This window comes from Gemmobacter lanyuensis (assembly GCF_014652355.1).
In the GTDB taxonomy this organism is placed as follows: Bacteria; Pseudomonadota; Alphaproteobacteria; order Rhodobacterales; family Rhodobacteraceae; genus Gemmobacter; species Gemmobacter lanyuensis.
Window position 1 is genome coordinate 91,739 of record NZ_BMYQ01000010.1, and the last position, 19,180, is coordinate 110,918.

General features: G+C 62.6%; 19 protein-coding genes. 1 reads left to right on the top strand and 18 read right to left on the bottom strand.

What is annotated here, in order from left to right:
• Nucleotides 1–29: 29 nt before the first annotated feature.
• From IE101_RS14685 to IE101_RS14730, 10 genes are all read right to left on the bottom strand, one after another.
• Complete coding sequence (locus IE101_RS14685) at nucleotides 30–854, bottom strand: 3-methyl-2-oxobutanoate hydroxymethyltransferase (protein WP_189634602.1); 825 nt, start codon at nucleotides 852–854, stop codon at nucleotides 30–32.
• Nucleotides 855–866: 12 nt separating this feature from the next.
• Nucleotides 867–1,640: a TIM barrel protein gene (locus IE101_RS14690; RefSeq protein WP_189634603.1), complete on the bottom strand. Its 774-nt coding sequence runs from the start codon at nucleotides 1,638–1,640 to the stop codon at nucleotides 867–869.
• 1 nt (nucleotide 1,641) lies between these two features.
• On the bottom strand, nucleotides 1,642–1,950 hold the full coding sequence (locus tag IE101_RS14695) for a MocE family 2Fe-2S type ferredoxin (RefSeq protein WP_189634604.1): 309 nt from the start codon (nucleotides 1,948–1,950) through the stop codon (nucleotides 1,642–1,644).
• 8 nt (nucleotides 1,951–1,958) lie between these two features.
• A complete protein-coding gene (locus tag IE101_RS14700) occupies nucleotides 1,959–2,918 on the bottom strand; it encodes a sugar phosphate isomerase/epimerase family protein (RefSeq protein WP_189634605.1) in 960 nt (319 codons plus the stop codon).
• A complete protein-coding gene (locus tag IE101_RS14705) occupies nucleotides 2,915–3,913 on the bottom strand; it encodes a Gfo/Idh/MocA family oxidoreductase (RefSeq protein WP_189634606.1) in 999 nt (332 codons plus the stop codon). The genes IE101_RS14700 and IE101_RS14705 overlap by 4 nt, the downstream gene beginning before the upstream one ends.
• Nucleotides 3,914–4,055: 142 nt before the next feature.
• Nucleotides 4,056–4,856 carry an ATP-binding cassette domain-containing protein gene (locus tag IE101_RS14710; protein WP_189634607.1) on the bottom strand — a complete coding sequence of 267 codons (801 nt, stop codon included), beginning with the start codon at nucleotides 4,854–4,856 and terminating at the stop codon, nucleotides 4,056–4,058.
• 5 nt (nucleotides 4,857–4,861) lie between these two features.
• Complete coding sequence (locus tag IE101_RS14715; RefSeq protein WP_189634608.1) at nucleotides 4,862–5,857, bottom strand: ABC transporter permease; 996 nt, start codon at nucleotides 5,855–5,857, stop codon at nucleotides 4,862–4,864.
• Nucleotides 5,858–5,864: 7 nt separating this feature from the next.
• A complete protein-coding gene (locus IE101_RS14720) occupies nucleotides 5,865–6,884 on the bottom strand; it encodes an ABC transporter permease (protein WP_229804199.1) in 1,020 nt (339 codons plus the stop codon).
• 88 nt (nucleotides 6,885–6,972) lie between these two features.
• A complete protein-coding gene (locus IE101_RS14725) occupies nucleotides 6,973–7,941 on the bottom strand; it encodes a substrate-binding domain-containing protein (protein WP_189634610.1) in 969 nt (322 codons plus the stop codon).
• Between the two features lie 96 nt (nucleotides 7,942–8,037).
• Entirely contained in the window at nucleotides 8,038–9,060 is a 1,023-nt protein-coding gene (locus tag IE101_RS14730) for a sterol desaturase family protein (RefSeq protein ID WP_189634611.1), read from the bottom strand.
• A 162-nt stretch (nucleotides 9,061–9,222) separates the two neighbouring features.
• Here IE101_RS14730 and IE101_RS14735 point away from each other — a divergent pair, with 162 nt between their 5' ends.
• Nucleotides 9,223–10,245, top strand: a complete 1,023-nt coding sequence (locus IE101_RS14735; protein WP_189634612.1) for a LacI family DNA-binding transcriptional regulator — start codon at nucleotides 9,223–9,225, stop codon at nucleotides 10,243–10,245.
• An 89-nt stretch (nucleotides 10,246–10,334) separates the two neighbouring features.
• Here IE101_RS14735 and IE101_RS14740 read toward each other — a convergent pair whose 3' ends face one another.
• The 8 genes from IE101_RS14740 to IE101_RS14775 form a co-directional block, all read right to left on the bottom strand.
• The gene (locus tag IE101_RS14740) at nucleotides 10,335–11,690 is read right to left on the bottom strand and encodes an NAD(P)/FAD-dependent oxidoreductase (RefSeq protein WP_189634613.1); all 1,356 of its coding nucleotides are present in this window, start codon (nucleotides 11,688–11,690) and stop codon (nucleotides 10,335–10,337) included.
• A 149-nt stretch (nucleotides 11,691–11,839) separates the two neighbouring features.
• Nucleotides 11,840–12,853: a quaternary amine ABC transporter ATP-binding protein gene (locus tag IE101_RS14745; RefSeq protein ID WP_229804201.1), complete on the bottom strand. Its 1,014-nt coding sequence runs from the start codon at nucleotides 12,851–12,853 to the stop codon at nucleotides 11,840–11,842.
• Nucleotides 12,846–13,733 (bottom strand): ABC transporter permease, encoded by an 888-nt coding sequence (locus tag IE101_RS14750; protein WP_189634615.1) that lies wholly within the window; start codon nucleotides 13,731–13,733, stop codon nucleotides 12,846–12,848. Before IE101_RS14750 ends, IE101_RS14745 begins: the two co-directional genes overlap by 8 nt.
• A gap of 108 nt (nucleotides 13,734–13,841) precedes the next feature.
• Nucleotides 13,842–14,831, bottom strand: coding sequence for a glycine betaine ABC transporter substrate-binding protein (locus tag IE101_RS14755; RefSeq protein ID WP_189634616.1), 990 nt, complete (start codon nucleotides 14,829–14,831; stop codon nucleotides 13,842–13,844).
• 445 nt (nucleotides 14,832–15,276) lie between these two features.
• Nucleotides 15,277–16,794 (bottom strand): xylulokinase, encoded by a 1,518-nt coding sequence (locus tag IE101_RS14760; protein ID WP_189634617.1) that lies wholly within the window; start codon nucleotides 16,792–16,794, stop codon nucleotides 15,277–15,279.
• Between the two features lie 2 nt (nucleotides 16,795–16,796).
• Nucleotides 16,797–17,150, bottom strand: coding sequence for a cupin domain-containing protein (locus IE101_RS14765; RefSeq protein ID WP_189634618.1), 354 nt, complete (start codon nucleotides 17,148–17,150; stop codon nucleotides 16,797–16,799).
• Between the two features lie 14 nt (nucleotides 17,151–17,164).
• A complete protein-coding gene (locus IE101_RS14770; RefSeq protein WP_189634619.1) occupies nucleotides 17,165–17,836 on the bottom strand; it encodes a hypothetical protein in 672 nt (223 codons plus the stop codon).
• Nucleotides 17,837–17,854: 18 nt separating this feature from the next.
• Entirely contained in the window at nucleotides 17,855–19,177 is a 1,323-nt protein-coding gene (locus IE101_RS14775; RefSeq protein ID WP_189634620.1) for an NAD(P)/FAD-dependent oxidoreductase, read from the bottom strand.
• Nucleotides 19,178–19,180: the final 3 nt, after the last annotated feature.

A 19,180-nucleotide genomic window follows, 5' to 3' on the forward strand; every position in this document is an offset into this window, starting at 1 on the left:
CACCCCCGCCAATCCGGAAAGGCAGTAACCTATGTCGCCAGCCCGGCCGTGAAGGCGTCAAACTCTTCCGCTGGCATCGCGACGTTATGCTGGGGCTGCGGATAGGCGCCCGTATTCACATCCGCCACGAATTCCCGGAATGCCGCGATCCGCTCGGCTTGAAGGCGGGCATATTCGGCTGCGAAATTGCGGTAGGTCTTGGCGTGGCGCGGCTTGTGACCGTCGGTGCAGCCCAGCACATCTTCGGCAAACAGGTATTGCGCATCAGCCCCCGGCCCCGCCCCCATCCCCAGCATGATCATGGGCGTATTCTGAGAGATGAAGGCGCCCAGACGATCGGGCACGACCTCAAGCTCTGCCCCGAAGCAGCCGATCGCCTCAAGTTGCTTCACATGGTTCCAGACGGCCCGGGCTTCGGTCGCGGTCTTGCCCACCGCACGCCAGCCAGTCCAAGTGATGTAAGACGGGATCAGACCGACATGGGCAACAACCGGAACATGGTTGTCGCAGAGCACTTTCTGAATATCCAGAGATGCGGCGCAATAGAAACAATCACCCCCCATCGCTGTGAAGTGGAAGGCCGCGCGCAGATAATCTTCGGCGGTCGAAAGATGCCGCCCCTCGAACTTGCCCCATCCGCCGAAAGGCAGCCCGACCTGCACGAAGCAGCGCCCTGCGGCCTCGCGCATCTCGGGGGTGAAAAACCGGCCTTCGATGGAAAGCATATCGATCCCCGCCGCATCCGCCGCCGCCGCCTCTTCCGGCGTGGTGACATAAAGCATGGAAATCTTCTGGCCCCGCGCCTTCATGGCGCGGATGTCGTGGACAGTCGGGCGGTTTGCCTTGTGGACCATGATTTATCCCTTTCAAACAGTGAATGCAGTACGGAAAGCCGTGAGGGCAGCATCCTCGTCGCCTTGGGCGAAGGCTTCCAACCCGACCGGGCCGGAATAGCCCATCGCCTTCAGGGCAAGGGCCACAGCGCGATAATTGATCTCGCCGGTGCCGGGTTCGCAGCGGCCAGGGTTGTCGGCGACCTGAACTTCGCCAATCCAGGGCAAGCAGGCGCGGCACCAGCGGATCAGATCCCCCTCGCCGATCTGGGTATGATAGAGATCAAGATTGATGCGCAGCTGCGGGCGATTAACGGCCGACACCAAGGATAACACCGCCGCGGTAGAACCAAACGGGCATCCCGGATGGTCAATCGGATTGAGGTTTTCGAGGGTGAAGACCACCCCCAACTCCTCGCCCAGATCACACAGACGATGCAGCGTATCGCGCGCCACCAGTTCGGCGCCCGGCGCATGCGACCCGATCCGGGGGATCGGGACACCCATGTCCCCCAACCCTGTGCCATGCAGATTGAGCCGTTGGACCCCAAGCCGCCGCCCCACCGCCGCCGTTTCGCGGGCCGAGGCAAGCAGCATCGCCGCCCCTTCGGCATCGGCAAGGCGCCCTTCGAGATAGCCATTCATGATGGTGAAGGTGGCACCGGTGCGTTCCAGCGCCACAAGGTCATGCGCGGGCCAGTTCCAGAGGCCCACGCCAAAGCCCATGTCCTTCAAACGGCTGGCGCGCCACGCGATGGGGCGATCACGCCAGAGCATCTCGGCGCAGGCAGCAAGTTGAAAGGTCATTTCAGATCTCGATCAGAACGCGGCCGGCCTCAACCTTGGTCGCATAGGTACGCAGGTTGTTGCAGGCGGGCGGGGTTTCGACCTCGCCCGTGATGAAATTGAAGATCGACGAATGTTTCGGGCATTCGATGGTATTCTCCACCACCAGCCCGTCGCAGAGGTGAATATCCTCATGCGTGCAAAGGCCATCGGTGCAGAAATACCCATCTTCGTGGTTGCGGTAGATCGCGAAAGTGCGCCCGCCATGGTCAAAGCGGATCACGTCTTCGGCGTCGATGGCGTCGGTGGCACAGGCATCAATCCAGGGCATGGTCGTTCTCAGATCGCTTGGGGTTTGTAATCGGCAGGGGCCTTAGGCATCACGCCTTGCAGAAGGGTGACGGATTTCTCCAACCCTTCCAGTGAGTTGAGCAAGACATCCTCATGCTCGATCGAGAGCCAGCCGTCATAGCCCGCCATCTTCAGCCGATAGCAGAACTGGCGCCACCACTCCTCGCCATGGCCGAAACCGAGGGTGATGTAGGACCAGCTCCGCGCCGGAATATCCATGAGCGAGCCATTCTCCAGCAAGCTGGTGGTGGCCTGCACGGGGGCGTTGAGGAAGGTGTCCTTGGCATGGACATGATACAGCGCATCCCCCAGCGCCTCGGCCGCGATCAGGGGATCGGCGCCCATCCAGAACAAGTGGCTTGGGTCAAGGTTCGCGCCCACCACCGGCCCGACCGCCGCCCGCAGCTTCAGAAGCGAGGGCACGTTATAGACGCATTGGTTGCCATGCAGCTCCAGCGCGATACGCTCCACCCCGCAGGACTGTGCCAGCGCGACGATCTCGGACCAGAAGGGCAGCAGCCGGTCCTCCCATTGGTAGCGCAAGATCTCTTGCGTTTCGGGCGGCCAGCTGGACACGACCCAGTTCGGCATCAGATCCTTGGCCGATCCGGCAGGCAGGCCAGACATGGTGCAGACGGTCTTGATACCCATTTCGCCCGCGATGCGGATGGTATCTTTCAGCCCCTCGCCCTGTGCCGGATCGGTCGGGTGCAGGGGGTTGCCGTTGGCGTTCAGACTGATGACCTCAAGCCCACGATCCGAGAACGACTGAAGGAACTGCTTTTGCCGCGCGGCATTGCCCAGCATCCCCTTCAGATCGAAATGGGGGGCGGTGGACCAGCCGCAGGTATTCACCTCAACCCCGCTGACACCCATGCGGGCGGCGTGGGCCAGCATGGCCTCAAAGGACAGTCCACCCAGGCTGTCGGAAACGAACCCCAGCTTCATTTGTAGAACTCCGGCTTTTGCATCATCTGGACGGGTTGCTTCTGGCCGCTGGTCAGCGCCCGCACCCCGGTTTCGGCCACCACGGCAGCGGCATAGCCGTCCCAGGCGCTGGACCCGATTTCGGGGAAGACCCCGGTTTCGGCAAAGCGCAGGAAGGCGCGGTTCTGGCGGCGATAGGCTTCGGCGTAACGGCTGCGCCAATCGGCATCATAGCCCGTGGATTGCGCCATCGCCTGATCCATCCGGGTATAGGCGACGGGGTTCATCGCAATCGACCCACCCTCGCCCACCAGCTCGGCGCGGACATCATAGCCATAGGCCGCATTGTTGTTGATCTCGATATTGACGATCTGGCCATCGGTGGTTTCCAGCACCATGACCACAGGGGCGACCCGCGCATCGCTGCGCCGGGGTTGCCAGGCGGCGATGCTGGCATATTCGCAGCCCAGCACATGGCGGACCACGTCAAATTCATGCGGTGCGGAATTGGTGATGGCCATGGCGCCGGTGAAATCGGCGGCGGGGGTTTCCACATTGCGGTGGAAGTTGTGCATCATCAGCGCGCGGCCGATCCGGCCTTCGGCCAAGGCGCGGCGCATTTCGACATAGGATTGATCGTAGCGGCGCATGAAGCCCAGTTGCACGAAGCGGCGCCCGGCCGCGATTTCCGCCTCCATCACGCCCAGACATTCCGCCGAAGATTGCGACAGCGGCTTTTCGCACAGCACAGGCTTCCCCGCCCGGATCGCGGCGAGTGAGAGCGGCGCATGGGTGAAATCGGGGCTGGCCACGATCACGGCATCCACATCGGCGCGGGCGATGACCCCCTCGGGGTCATTGGCCACATCGGCGGCACCCGTGGCATCGGCCACGCTGCGGGCGCGGGTGGCATCCATGTCGCAGATGACCTGCAGCCGGGTTCCGGGCAGATCCTCTGCCACTATCTTTGCGTGGTCGGCCCCCATTAGGCCCGCCCCGATCACCGCTATCCGCATGATTTTATTCCGATTTTCTATTCCAGAGGGTCAAAGGGCGATCGGGGCCGAGGCCGGCCCCGATCTGTCGCATCATCAGGCAGCGGGGGCTGCGCTGACGGGGGAGGCGGGGGCGCGATGAAGGGCGCACCTCCGCAGGGAGTCAGGCGTGGCGTCGTTCCTGTGCATCGATCGAGGCTTCGAGATCGGCCATCGTCTCGCCCCCGGCCATAAGATCGGTGATCTCTTCACGGGTTTTTTCGCCCCGGCGGAAATCGGCAGCAATCGCGCCGCGGATCAGAACGGCGAAATGGTCGCCCACGGCCATTGCGTGCATGACCTGATGGGTGATGAAGATCACCGCGAGGCCCCGGCGCTTGGCTTCGTTGATGATCCGCAGCACATGGGCGGCCTGTTTCACGCCAAGCGCCGCGGTAGGTTCGTCCAGGATCAGGACGCGCGCGCCGAAATGTACGGCGCGGGCAATGGCCAGCGACTGGCGCTCCCCGCCCGACAGGCCGCCGACCAGGCGGTCGCCATCGTCAATCCGGGTGATGCCGAAATCACGCACTGCCTTGACCGCGATGTCATTGGCCTTTTTGCGATCAAAGATGCGGAAGGGCCCCCAGCCCTTGGTGGGTTCAACCCCCACAAAGAAGCTGCGTCCGATGGACATCAGCGGGAAGGTGCCGCCAAATTGGTGGACCGTGGCGATGCCCCGTTCGGCGGCATCGCGCGGCGTGGCAAAGCTGACCTCGGCGCCGTCCATCAGGATCTTGCCGCGCGTCGGCTGATGCACCCCGGCCAGCGTCTTGATCAGCGTGGACTTCCCGGCGCCATTGTCACCCAGCAGGCAAAGCACCTCACCCGCGTGGACCTTGAGGCTGATCCCATGCAGAACGTCGATGGGGCCAAAGGACTTGTCGACGGACTGAAGTTCCAGAACGGGGGCTGTATGGACCATTTCCATTACTTCGTGCCTTTCTTGCGGATTGCGGTCATGGCCAGCTTGCGGAAGCTTTCGTTCATGCCGACGGCGATGAGCAGCGTGACCCCGATGATGAGGTTCGACCAGTTCCGGTCGATCTGGGTGAAGTAGATGCCCTGGCTTACAATCGCGAAAGTCAGGGTGCCGAAGAAGATGCCGAAGACAGACCCGAACCCCCCGGTCAGCAGGACCCCTCCCACCACCACGCTGACGATGGCGTTGAAGATGTAACCCATGCCACCCGACACTTGGGCCGAGTTGAACTGGATGGTCTGGCACATGCCGACGAAGGCCGCCGCAATCGCCGAAACCATGAAGAGGCCGATGGTCAGCTTGCGGGTGGGGATGCCGGCGTTGCGGGCCGAAACCTTGTCGCCCCCCATGGCAAAGACCCAGTTTCCGATGGGCGAGAGGTGCAGGAAGGCCGCGAAGACCAGCGTCAGCCCCAGCCACCACAGGATGATCACCTGATGGCTGCCGCCGATCAGCTGCCCGAAGGCCAGCTTGGCCCATGGCGGCGCTTCAAGCGCGACGCTGACACTGTCTGTCAGAAAGACCGAAACCGACAGCACGATCCCTTGCAGGGCAACCAGCGTCCCCAGCGTCACGATCAATGAGGGCACCGTGGTATTGACGGTCAGCAACCCGTTGACCAGCCCCACCAGTACACCCACGCCCACCACGGCAAGGATCGCCACCCAGATCGGTAGCCCGTAGTATCCCGAGATGATGGCCGTCACCATCGACCCCGCCGGGATCATGGCGCCGATCGAGATATCCATCTCGCCCGCGATCATCAGGATCCCCACCGGGATCGCGATGATGCCCAGGTTCGCTGCAAAGTTCAGCCAGCTGGCCGCACCAAAAAGCGTGACGACATTGACGCCGCCGAACAGGATGTAGAACCCGACCACAGCAATCAGGCTGACGATGGACCCGGCGGCCGGGCGCCGCAGGAATGCGCTCAGAACAGACATGGCGCCCTCACTTCTTCTTGGCGGCATAGCTCAGCGCGATGGCGCGGAACTTGTCGTTGGACAGGACGGCCAGCAGCAGCAGCGCCCCGATGATGATCGAACCGACATTGGGATCGAGCCCGGAATAGAAGATGCCCTGGTTCACGATGCAGAATGTCATGGTGCCGAAGAGGATGCCGATCACCGATCCCGCGCCCCCGGTCAGGCTGACGCCGCCGATCACCACGCACATGATGGAGTTGAAGATGAAGGATGATCCTGCCGCAACCTGGGCCGAGCCGAAGGTCACGACCTGCGTCACGCCCACAAAGGCGGCAGCAAAGCCCGACATCATGTAAAGTTGGATGGTCACGCGGGCCACGGGGATGCCTGCATTGCGGGCGCTGTCACGGTCGCCGCCGATGGCGAATACCCAGTTTCCCCAGGGGCTGACATGCAAAAGCGCCAGCACGATCAGCACAAACCCGGCCCACCACAGGATGCCGATCTGGAACATGCCCCCGAAAGCCGCCCCAAAGACGGATTTCGTCAGCGCATCCGGCACGACGAATACCCCGGTTGATCCAGCAATCAGGATGGTCAGGCCCAGCGTCAGGCCCATGACCGCGAACATCGTGCCGATGGTGATGATCAACGACGGGATTGTCGTGCGTGTGACCAGAAGGCCGTTCACCAGCCCGACCGCCAGCCCCACACCCAGCCCGCCAGCGACCCCGATCCAGAGCGGCAGGTCATAATGCCCTGACAGGATGGCAACGGTCAGGCTCGAGGCCGGGAGAACCGACCCGACGGAAATATCCAGCTCGCCCGCGATCATCAGAAGGCCGACTGGCAGGGCGATGATCCCCACCTCGGCCGCCATGTTCAGCCAGCTCGACCAGCCCGGCGCGCCGAGAAAGACCTTGCCGCCCAGAACGGCAAAAATGATATAGACCACGACGAGCCCGAGGAAGGCCCCGCTCTCTGGTCGGCGGGCAAGACGGCCCAGGCTTCCGCCCGCCGCGCCCCTTGAAATGTCTTGTGACATGGGTCCCCCCTCCATCCGGCGCGGGCCGGAAGTCCTTGCGTCAAAAAGGGCCGCCCGGTTTTGCCGGACGGCCCACGTCATACTGTGATCAGCGCGTGCCCTGCTTGGCGCCGGCGATGGTCGCTTCAATGTTCGAGGCATCGACGATGCCCGGCCCGGTCAGGATTTCGCGGGTGGGGATGGTCAGACCGTAGTTCACGTAACCATTCAGGATCGACACGGCATAGAAGCCCTGCTGATAGCCCTGCTGGTCGATGGCGCAGGCCTGCGCGCCGCTTTGGATGTTGGTCAGGATCGCTTCGTCGAAGTTGATCCCGCAAAGGCCCACGGCCTCTCCCTTGCCCGCCTGCGCGATGCCCTGCACCGCACCCACGGCATCAAGGTTTGCGGTGGTGAAGACGGCGTCAATCTCGGGATTTTCCAGCAGATGGGCACGAATGGCCTGGGCCACGGCGGTCACGTTGCCCTGGGCGGTTGCGGGCAGCGGCAGGACCGAACCCTTGCCCCCGGCCGCGGTGATGCCTTCGACAAAACCGTTGCAGTAATCTTCGATATTGGCCGCGCCGGGCAGCGAGTTGATGCAGACGCCGTTCTTCTTGCCCGCCTTGCCGAGGTATTCCCCGCCCGCGACACCCGCCTTGTAATCGACCGCGCCGACATAGTTCATCGCGCCCAGACGATCTGCGGCCTCGATGCCGCCTGCGTTGTAGATCACCAGCGGGATGCCGGCATCAACCACGGCCTTGAAGGCCGGGTCCATCGCCTCGGGCACCCAGTCCGGGCCGACGATGGCGGTGGCGCCCTGATCGATGGCCTGACGGATCAGCTCGGCTGCATCGACGCCGAGGTTGTCGTAGTTCTGCGGGCCCAGCCAGGTGACGCTGCCGCCCTGCGCCTCGACCACTTTCCCCGCATCTTCGGCGCCGCGCTTGACGATGGACCAGAAGGGATCATCGGGCTTGCCCCCGATCACGAAGATCTTTGCGCCTTCAGCATAGGCCATCCCGGCCCCAAGGGTTGCAAGCGCTGTGGCTGCAAGCAGATTGGTCAGTTTCATGGTGGGTCTCCTCCCCGTTATGGCCGCGCGGCATCATCCGCTGCGCGGTTGTTTGATCTGGTTGTTCGGATGGGCGCGCCTTTCTCCCCTGCGCGCTCACTCGGCGGCGATCTGTCCGGCTTTCCTGGCGTTCGCACGCTCTTTCTTTTTGCGGAAGCGTTCCTTCATGCGCTCGTCAGCGTCCTTGGTGCCGTCGTGCCAGGTGCCGAACCACTTATCGAGCGGAATGACCCCATCGCCGCCATAGTTCACCTCAAAATATTTGTGGTGCAGGTAGTGGGTGTAGGCATGGCTATCCATCGCCTGCCCTTCGGTGATTTCCAGCTTGTCAAACCCGATGTGACCGACAATCGCGCCATAGGCCGTGCTGGTCAGCTGGAACAGCGCCACCAAGGGGTTGGACGGGATCAGCAGATGCCAGGCCATTTCGGCGAAGAACAGCGTGGCCTCGACCGGGTGCATCGACATGGACGACCAGGGGCTTGGGTTGATCGAGTTATGGTGAACCGAATGGATATGGCGATAAAGCGCGCCCTGATGGATCAGCCAGTGGATGCAGAAGAAATGCACCTCGTGGATGGCGGGGGCAAGAAAGACCAGCACGACCAGCCACAGCCAGTGATCCTCGGGCGATAGCCAGATGCCATAGCCATTGGCAAAGGCCCAAAGCACCGCCGATTCCACCAGCGTCCAGAGCGGGATCGAAATCAGGAACGTCCGCAGGAAGTTGTCGATGTTCTGGCTTTTGAACCAGAAGACGTCCGACGGATTTTCGGCCGGGAATTTGTGGTTGTATTTGAACCGCGTACCCTGCTTGCGCTTGACGTAATAGAACAGCTCGACCGAACCATAGAGCAGGAAGATCCCCGCGCTGTTCACTGCATGCAGCCAGAGCATCCAATCCCAGGAGAAGGTCTTCATCACCTCGAAATCGGGCAGGACCAGAAACCAGTAGGCCAGCGTCACCGCCATGAAGATGGTGTTGTGCGGCCAGATATATCCGACAAGCCAAGCGCCCATGCTGCTGAATTTGCCAGTCCAGAACGGCGCAATCTCCAACGGCTTGTGGGGCGTCCAATTGCCGCGTTTGTCACGGGTTCCGAATTTCAGATCGTCCATTGCGGCCTCCGGTCCTTCAAAATTCGAGTCGCTGCTTTGCGTGGAAAATTCATACCATTGACAAAATTTCCGGCATAAACATTTCATAATGTAAGACGCATTTCCCCTCTTTTCCTTCTTTTTGACATCGCAAAAAATGAAGGAATCCGTCAGGAGACAGACATGGCACGCAGAGCGACAATTCAGGACCTTGCCGAAAAGGCTGGCGTCAGCGTCTCAACGATCGATCGCATTCTGAACGGCCGGGACAATGTCCGCACCAAGACGGCGGAACGTGTTCTTGCCGCGGCCGAAGAGCTTGGCTTTTACGCCCTGCCCGCCCTGCGCCAGCGCCTGCAATCGAACAAGCCCAGCGTGCGACTGGGTTTTCTGCTTCAGCAATCGCACCGGGCTTTCTACCGCTCTATCGCCGAGGCGCTGCATCAAGCCGCCGCCGCCGCTTCCGATCCGGTGGACATCATCGTCGAGCATATGAACGACCTGTCCCCCGAGGCAGTTGCCGACCGCATCCTGCACATGGGGGAAAGGGTGCAGGCCCTTGCCGTGGTGTCAGCCGAACATGCCCGCGTTGCCAATGCGATAGAGACGCTGGCCGCGAAGGGGGTTCCCACCTACGGCCTTATTTCGGAACTCACCGCCGCCTGCGGGACCGGCTATTTTGGGCTGGACAACTGGCGCGTGGGGCGTACGGCGGGCTGGGCCATCGCGGGCATGTGCAAACGCGCCGGGCCTGTCGGCATCGTTGTCGGGAACCACCGTTACCGATGTCAGGAACTCAATGAATCCGGCTTTCGGTCGTACTGTCGCGAACTCGCCCCGCACTTCACCTTGTTGGAACCCGTCCAGACCTTTGAGGACAATGCGATTGCACGGGACGTGACCGAACACCTTTTGAAACGTCATCCAGATCTGGTGGCGCTTTACGTCGCGGGCGGGGGGATGCCGGGCGCATTGGAAGCCCTTCGTGCGTCTGGCCGTGCCAAGGAGATCGTGACTGTTGGAAACGACATGACCGCACATTCACGCATCGGTCTGATCGACAACATCATCACGATGGTCTTCGCCCATCCGGTCCAACGTCTGGCCGCGGAAGCGATCCATCATATGCAAGCAGACTTGGCAAACGCCGCCGCACCCGGGAAGCGTTTGCTTGGCTTTGACATTTTCGGGCCCGAAAACCTTTGATCGCTGCCCGCCAGCAACCTTGCCTCATCCAGCCCAAACCGCCGCAGGTCATCGCCAAAGAGCCCCTTAACGGGGGGCGTCGCCTCAAATCACAACAGGCCAGAGTCGTCGACGGTCTGGGGACGATCGGCTGCAAAACGATCCAGGGTGAAGGTGGTCGCCTCTGCGGGCAAAGCTGCACCGGCGGCCCATGCGGCGGCCAATTCGCCGGTGGCACAGGCCGCCATGGTTCCGTGGCCGGAGAGGGCCGCCGCCATGAACGCACCTTGCGGACCCATCGGGCCGATCAGGGGCCAGTTGTCAGCAGTGCGCGTGTAGTAGCCGCCATAGTGGTGCATCTGCCGCGGCAGCCGACCAACATAACCGCGAAGTCCCGGGTTGAGACGTGACGCGCCGCGCAGGACAATTTCCGGGAAGTTCGGGTCCAGGGTCGGTGTCCAGGAGACCTCTTCCGGAGCCGCGTTGTATGCCCAACCCAATTTGACCCAGCGTCCGTGATCGCCGCCGTCGGGGCGGCAATGGATCGCGCCCGGCATGGGGCCAGCCAGCCGCGCCAGCATGGCATCCTTCAGCAAGGCTTCACGCTCCTCAGCTGTCCAGTCGATCTGCTGACCGTCCAGATCAATCGCAAAGGGCATCCTGCGCGGGATCACCCCGTCCACGTCCGGGAAGGCGATTTTCTGCTGCACCACGTTTTGGATCGGGAGGGTGATATCCAGCATCGCCGCGATCTGCCCTGCAAACGGGCCCGCCGCGTTGATGACCCGTTCCGCCTGCACCGCGACCATCCCCTCCCGACCCGAGAGCGAGAGCGTGAACCCTTCGGCTGTCTGGGCAATGGCCCGCACCATGCCGGTGATCCGCGTCCCGCCTTGGGCTGCCACTTGTTCCAACATGATCTGCCCCAGTTGCTGCCCGGCAATATCCCCGGCACGGCGCACATGGATCACATGTTTTATCGAAGGATCGAAATGGGGGAACTGCGCCCGCATCTGCGCGGGATTCGACAGGATGTCAAAGCCGATCGGGGCTGCCCGCCAATCGGATGAGAGAGGTGGACGATAGCCGGGCGCAAGGGGCCCGTCATGCACGCGAAGCTCGGCTGCGCCCTCGAACGCGTGGTCGATTTTCTGCAGCTCGGCCCCGATGTCATCGGCACGGGTGGCCAGAAGATACCCCCGCCGCGTCATCGCGATGCGATTGTCGGTCTGGCCCGCGATCTCTTCCATCAGGTCAAGGCTACGCGACATGAAGCGCACCATGCAGGGGTGCGGCCACCAGTCCCGATAGTTTTCGCCCGATTGCGCCGAGGTAAACCCCATCGGCTGCCCTTGATCGATCAGGACGACATCGGTGACGCCATGGTTGCGCATAAGGTAGTAGGCTGTCGCAATCCCAAGATTGCCTGCGCCGATAATGGCGGTTCCGGTGCTGAAATTGATCATCTGCCTGTCTTGTCTCTGTCAGGATCTGCCGGAGTCAGGGGGCACACAGGTCGGCGGCCGGCAGACACTGACCGGTTTGGACCAAGGCACCCCTGCCCGAAGAACATGCTGACGGGGGCCAAAGACCCCCGGCTGGAGCGCCAGTCCGTTCACAGGACCGACATGATCGTTCGCAGGGTGACTGCGCCAATGATCCGCCCCGCTGCGTCGATGACATTCGCGGCACTGGCGGCGGCATCGGACAGCACCTTGACCGCGTCCTCCAGCATCATCTCGGCGGGCACCTGTGGCAAAGCGGACTCGCTTGCCGGTTCGATCACGCTGGCGACACGGATATAGCGTCCGCGGTTCACGTCCTTGATGAAGCGTTGGATATAGTCATCGGCGGGGTTGAGGAGGATGTCCTGACTATTGCCCTGCTGGACGATGGAGCCATCCCGGAGGATGACGATCTGATCCCCGAGGCGCAGGGCCTCGTCGAGGTCATGGGTGATGAAGACGATGGTCTTGCCCAATTCCTTCTGCAAATCCAGCAACATGGTCTGCATGTCGGTGCGGATCAGCGGATCGAGCGCCGAATAGGCTTCATCCATCAGAAGGATCGAGGTGTCATTCGAAAGCGCACGCGCCAGACCCACGCGCTGCTGCATGCCCCCCGAAAGCTCGTTCGGATAGCGGTTCTCGAACCCTTTCAGGCCGACCCGTTCGATCCAGCGGAGGCCGGTGGCGCGGGCGGCGGCGGCATCGACCCCCCGCACCTCAAGCCCGAAGGTCACGTTGTCGATGACGGTTCGATGCGGCAGCAGGGCAAACTTCTGGAACACCATTGCGGTGCCGGTGCGACGGAAGTCGCGCAGCTCCGTCTCGGACATTTCCAGCACATTTTGCCCACCGATCACGATCTCGCCCCAGGTGGGTTCGATCAGGCGGTTGATGTGGCGGATCAGCGTCGATTTCCCCGACCCCGACAGCCCCATGATCACCTGGATCTTGCCGGCAGGCATGGAAATGTTGATGTCGTTCAACCCGAGAATATGGCTGTGCCGTGCACCGAGCTCTTCCTTCGACATGCCGCGCCGGACCGCCTCGACATGGGCCTCGGGATGGGCGCCGAAGATCTTGTAGAGATTGCGGATTTCGATGGAGGTCTGGCTTTTAGTCATGGCTTGCGCCCCGGTGCTTCTGCAGCCGGCGGCCATAGGCCTGGCTGATGCGGTCGAAGATGATGGCGATGCCGACGATGGCGAAGCCGTTGAAGATGCCTTGGGTGAAATACTGGTTGGCAATGGCCTGCAGCACATTCAGGCCCAGCCCCTGCACCCCGATCATCGAGGCGATGACCACCATCCCCAGCGCCATCATGATGGTCTGGTTGATGCCCGCCATCACGGTCGGAATGGCCAGCGGCATCTGCACCTTCCAGAGCTTTTGCGACGGTGAGCAGCCGAAGGCATCGGCAGCTTCCAGCATTTCCTTGTCGACCAGGCGAATGCCCAGATCGGTCAGGCGGATGATCGGCGGCACGGCATAGATCACCACGGCGATGAAGCCCGGCACCCGCCCAATGCCCAGAAGCATGACCACCGGGATCAGATAGACAAAGGGCGGCATGGTCTGCATCACGTCCAGCGCCCCCTTCATGCCCGCGCCAAGGCGCCGGTAGCGGTTCATGACGATGCCCAGCGGAATGCCAATGGCGACCGAAAAGATCGTGGCCGACAGGACAAGCGAGATGGTCTTCATCGAGTCGACCCAAAGCCCCAGCAGCCCGATCACCGCCAGCGTGGCGACAACGCCCGCCACCTCGGCCCATCTGCGCGACGCAAACCACGCCAAAGCGCCGGCGGCGATCACGATCAGGGGCCAGGGCGCATTCGCCATGACATTTTCAAAGAAGATCAGGACCTGCAGCAGCGGATAAAAGAAGTCTTCGATGGACTGCCCATAGCTGCGCGTCAAAGCCTTGAGCGATCCGTCAATGGCCCGCTTCGCCGTCAGCAACCAGTCCGGGTCCAATTGCGGAAATTTGAGTAACCAGTCCATACGCTCCCCCGCGTTGGCGGCATGTTCCAGAGGGTCAGGGAACATGCGGTCGAAATCGAAAAGGCGAAGGCCGCGCCCAGCGAAGCCTTCGCCCGCTTCCGTCAGGCGTCAGAGCGCCGCCTTGATCTTGTCAGCGACATCGGCAGGAACCCATTTCGTCCAGACGTCCGGCATGTTTGCGAGGAACCACTTGGCCCCCTCCTCGCCATTGGCCTGATTGTCCGTCATCCAGGCCATGACCTGGCTGACTTCAGCCTGGGTCCAAGAGCGCTTGCCAAGGTAGTCCTTGACCGCCGGATCCATAGCCTCGGCAAAGTCCTTGCTGGCAAGCGTCTTCACCTCGGCCGGCGCCCAGTAATTGGGCTTCGGATCCGGGCAATCCTGAACGCTGGTGCAGCGCGCCCACTCGGCCGCGTCATGCGCACCTTCGAGGCGGATCATCGGATACTTGACGAGCAGCGAGGTGGGCGCCCAGTAGGCAGCGATGAAGCCCTGCTTTTGCTCATAGGCCTTGGCGATCGCACCATCCAGCGCGGCAGCGGAACCCGAGGGAACCAGCGTGAAGCCCTTGTTGTCAAGGTCCAGCGCCTTGTAGAGCTGCGCGGTCACCACGGTGTCACCCCAGCCCTGCGGGCCTTGGATCACGCCGCCTTTCGAGGCATCTTCCGGGGCGGGGAACAGCTCGGGATGGGCGACGGCATCGTCGACCGTCTTGATTTCGGGATGGGCCTCAGCGACATAAGTCGGGATGTACCAGCCTGAAACCGTCCCATCCGAGATCGCGAGGCCAACTTCGGCTACGCGACCTTCGGCCTCGCCCTTGACATAGACGCCACCCAGAAGACTGGGGGTGGTTTCCGAGGCAAGGTCCGGCTGGCCCTTTTCGATCATGGCGGTGATCGTCGGGACAGTATCGCCCGCCACGATCGACGCGTTACAGCCATAGCCTGCATTCAGGATGATCTGGTCAACGTTGGACAGGGCTTCAGAGGATTGCCAGCTGAACGCGGCAATCGTGACATCACCACATTCGGCGTAGACCGCGCTGCCGCCCAGCATGGATGCCGTGAAAGCAGCCGAAAGAAGCAGTTTCTTCATAGGGTTTCCTCCCGTTGATGTTTGTTTTTCTTGATAAACCGGTGCTGCCTTACGGCCTTGGGCGCCGGTTCTTTTGGCTTTTGGACACGATGCCCTGCTTGCTACGACTTCCGTCCACTTCGCGTTCGAAGACGGCTGAAGACATATCAAACAGCAGACTACGCAAGATCAGGGGTGGGCGGCGTGGCCAGATCCTTGCCGGCCCTTGTGACGTGGAGCACCCGAATCAAACATATCCCCGTAAACCTTATCGTATACTATTATTGATTCAAGTATTCTTTTTGGCAATCAGGCATCTCCAGGTGCCGGTCTACACATGGCAATCATGTGCCTAAACAGCCCCACGGCACGCAGGCGGCATGAGCCGCCTGCCACGAGGAGCAACAGGCGTGCAGGGGCGGTGCCCACAGGGCCCGTCCGCCTGAAAACGACAGCTTGTTAGGTGTCAGCCGCGCCGAAAGACTGGGGTCAGTTCCGCCGTCAATTGGCGGTATTCGGCGAGCATGGATGTATAGAGATCTTTGCGCGCGGGATCGGGGGCATAGGTCCGCTCCGCTTCGGCCAGTCGTGTTGCAGTGTCTTCTACCGAGGTCCAGATTTTTGCGGCCACCCCCGCCAGAATGGCGGCACCAAGGCAGGCGGCGTAATCGGTGGTCTTCATGGTCCGGAGGGAAAGGCCCGCGGCATCGGCCTTGATCTGGCACCAGACCGGGCTTTTGGCACCGCCGCTGAGCGCGCGGATTTCGTCGACCTCGACGCCAAGGGCGCGCGTGGCCTCGATCATGCGCAAAAGAACCATGGTCACCCCTTCCATGATGCCACGGGCAAAGTGATCCTTGCCATGCGCCAGGGTCACATTCAGGAACACCGCCTTGGCATGGCTGTCGCTGTCGGGCGGACCGGACCCCTGCAGGTGGGGCAGGACGCGCAGGCCATCGGCCCCCGGCGGCGTGCGTGCGACAGCGGCATCGATGGCAGCATAGGCATTGGGGCCGCCTGCCGCCTCCTGCGCCATTTCGGCCGCACAGAACGTGTCACGGAACCAGCGGATTGCCATGCCGCCAGTCGAAAAGGCGTGGATCATATACATCCCGGGCAGGCCCGAAGCGAAGCAGGGCATCTGGCCCGAAGGGTCGATGACCGGGCGATCCGCCATGGCGACCGAGGTCAACGCGGCGCCGGTGCTTTCCGAGAAGATCCCGGGCCGGACATTGCCCACCCCGATGGCACCGCAGGCCTGATCCAGCGCCCCAAGACAGATCAGCGTATCAGGGCCAAGTCCGAAGGCCGCCGCTGCCTCGGCCGTGATGCGCCCCACAGCCGAACCGGGCTGCCGGATCTCTGGCAGCTGGGCTTCGGCTATACCCAGAAGGTCCAGCATTTGCGGCCAATAACGGCGGGTATTGATATCCCAGAGCATCGTCGAACAAAGAAGACTGTCCTCCGACACGAGCTGTCCGGTCAAAAGCTGGATGAAGTAATCCTCGATCAGCGCAAACTTCGCTGTCGCCGCGAAAGCTTCCGGCTCGTTTTCCTTCAGCCAGAGGATCTTCGATGCCGGCCACAGCGCCGACATGCCAACCTGGCCGGTCGTGCGGTGGATCAGCTCCCGGCCAAGCTGCGCCTCGATCCGCTCGGCCTGGGCATTGGCGCGGGTGTCCATCCAGACGATGGCATTGCGCAGCGGTTCACCCGTGTCGTCCAGCAGGAAAAGTGTCTCGCCCTGCGCCGAGATCCCGAGCGAGACGATGGCATCACGGTCTACGCCCGCGTCCTGAATCGCCCCGGCGACCGCTGCCTTGAAGGCAGCGACATAGGTGGGCGCATCCAGCTCCACGATCCCGGAGCTGGGGGTCAGAAGATCATATTCCTGCGTGTGGCTGCCCGAAAGCCGCCCGTCCGCATCGAAGATCGCCGCCTTGATGGCGGTGGTCCCGATGTCGATGCCGATGACATGCGCCATGATCAGAACTCGCTCGGTGCAAGGCTGAAGGAGATCAGCGCGACATCCAGCCCGATATTGGTGAGCTGATGCGGGATCGTCGGCGGAACGAAGACGGCATCGCCCGGGTTCATCTCGTGATAGACCTCGCCTACCCGCAGAAGGACATTGCCCTTCACGCAGAAGAACACCTCATGGCTGTTGGGGTGGCCCGGATCGACCGCCCCCGTCTGGCCGGGGTTCAGCTGCGAGGTGCCGAAGGTCAGCTGTTCGGATTTGAAGTAGAACCGAACGACCTCCGGCCCCTCCATGATGATCCGGGCATCGGATTGGTGCTTCAGCTCGCTGGTCATCGTCGTCTTGAGTTCGCTGGTCATGGGGGTCTCCAGGGTCAGATGTCGGCCATCGCGGCCAGGACGGCTTGCAGGTTGGTGCGGAAGTCTGCACCCGGTAGGAAGCGCCCCTCAAAGAGCGCGCTGCCCATGGTGAAAGCAAAAGGATTGATTTCGTTGACGATCTCCAGCCGCTCACGGCTTGAGATGCTGCCTGCGATGATCACCGGCAGATCCGTGGCCGCCACCACCGCCTTGGCCAGCGCCACGGGCTCTCCGCCCGCGTGGCGCCAAGCCACGAGGTCGAGGCCATGGACGCGCCCTTCAAGGGCCGTGGCGGCGGCGACGATCTCGTCAATTGATCCGCGCAGGGTGACGGGGCTTCCGTCCACATCACCGAAGAAGGGGAAATAGCGGATGGGCTTGTCAGCGAGGTACTCTGCCACCGACGGATAGAACAGCGTCCCCGTCAGGTAGTCAAAGCCGAGCTCGACCGCCATCCGGGCGTTTTCGAGGCAGGAGGCCTCGTTATAGGTCACCACCTCAAGCACCGTGGTCTTGCCATGCGACTTCATCAGCGCAACCAGTTCGCGCGTGGCGTCCGGCGTGATGCCCACGTTCTTGAAGCCCCAGAAGGTGACGGGCAAGTCGGCCGAGGCCAGAAAGACCTCACGTGCATCGGCGACGGTCACGTCGTTCAGCGTCAGCATGACGATCAAATTGGATTTCATGATCTCTCCAGTTTGGGGCTAGCCTTCTCGGCCCGCCCGGAATTCCTGCCAGCGGATGACGGCAGAGGCGCCGATCGTGGTGAAAGGTTCGGGCGGCAGCCGGTTCGGCCCCGGCACGGCCATGAAGGCACGCAAGGCCTCGGACGGCTGCCCGGTGGCAAGGTCCACCGCCATGATGCCCGCCAGGGTGCTTTTCACCGTTCCAAGCCCGTTCTCGCAGCATGCCGAAAAGAGCCCCTCTTCGACCTCTCCGAAGGCGGGGGCATGGTTGCGGCTCAGGCACAGCCGGCCACCCCAGGTATGCTCGAACGCCAGCCCCGCCAGATCGGGAAAGCGCGCCGCAAAGCCCTTGCGATGGGACCGCGCAAAGCGGTCGAGCGCGGCCTGGCTGGTCTCGAGGCTGGGATTGCAGCTGAACCGGCTGCGAAACACGATGCGCGAAGCCCGGCCATCGGTCACCTTGCGCACCGTGGCCCCCATCGGATCGGCAGGCAGCAGCGCCCAGCGGTCACGCCCGGCCTGCCCTTCGAAGGCGGCTGTCATCGAGGCATAGGTAAAGACATGCAGCAGCCGCCCCCGGAAAAAGCCGAAGTTCTGGATATGGCCATTGACCGCCAGAATGACCTTGGGTGCCGAAACCGTGCCCCCCGGCGTCCGCGCGCGCCAGACGGGCCCGGCGCGGGTCAGCTCCACTACCGGGCTGTCTTCGTAAATCTGGACCGCGGGGCGCAATCCGGCCGCATAGGCATGGACGAAGCGCGCCGGGTCGATCAGCACCGTCCCCCCGGTGTAAAAGCCGCTGCGGTAATAGGTGCTGCCGGTCAGATCGCGCATCTGGACGGCATCCAGAATCTCATAGGCTTCGCCGATCTCGGAAAGGCCTCGGGCGAAGGCGGCGTTCTGCGCTTCCCCGTTTTCACTGGCGGCGGCGTTGATCTTGCCGCAGGGATCGAAGACATGCGGGGCCATGCCATAGTCCTCGGCCGCCCCACGGGAATAGTCGATGGCGAGCCGGTTCAGCGCCATCTCGGCCCGGATCTCGGCCGCGTTGCCCGTCGCATATCCCCCGGTCGAGACATTGTGCGGCACGTCGATCATATAGCCGGAGTTGCGCCCCGCGGGCCCCAGCGCCAGCCGTGTCGCATCCAGCATCACGATCCGGGCGCCGGGGCAGCGCTGCGTCAGCCGCCGCGCCGCAGCCAAGCCGCCAAAGCCCGCGCCGACGATCAGCCAATCGGCGGCCACATCCTGCGACAGCTTCTCTGGTGGAAAGGCGCGCTCGGCGAGCGCCTCCCACCCCGATCGCGCCATATCGACCGGCAGCTTGCGGACGGTGACCATGGG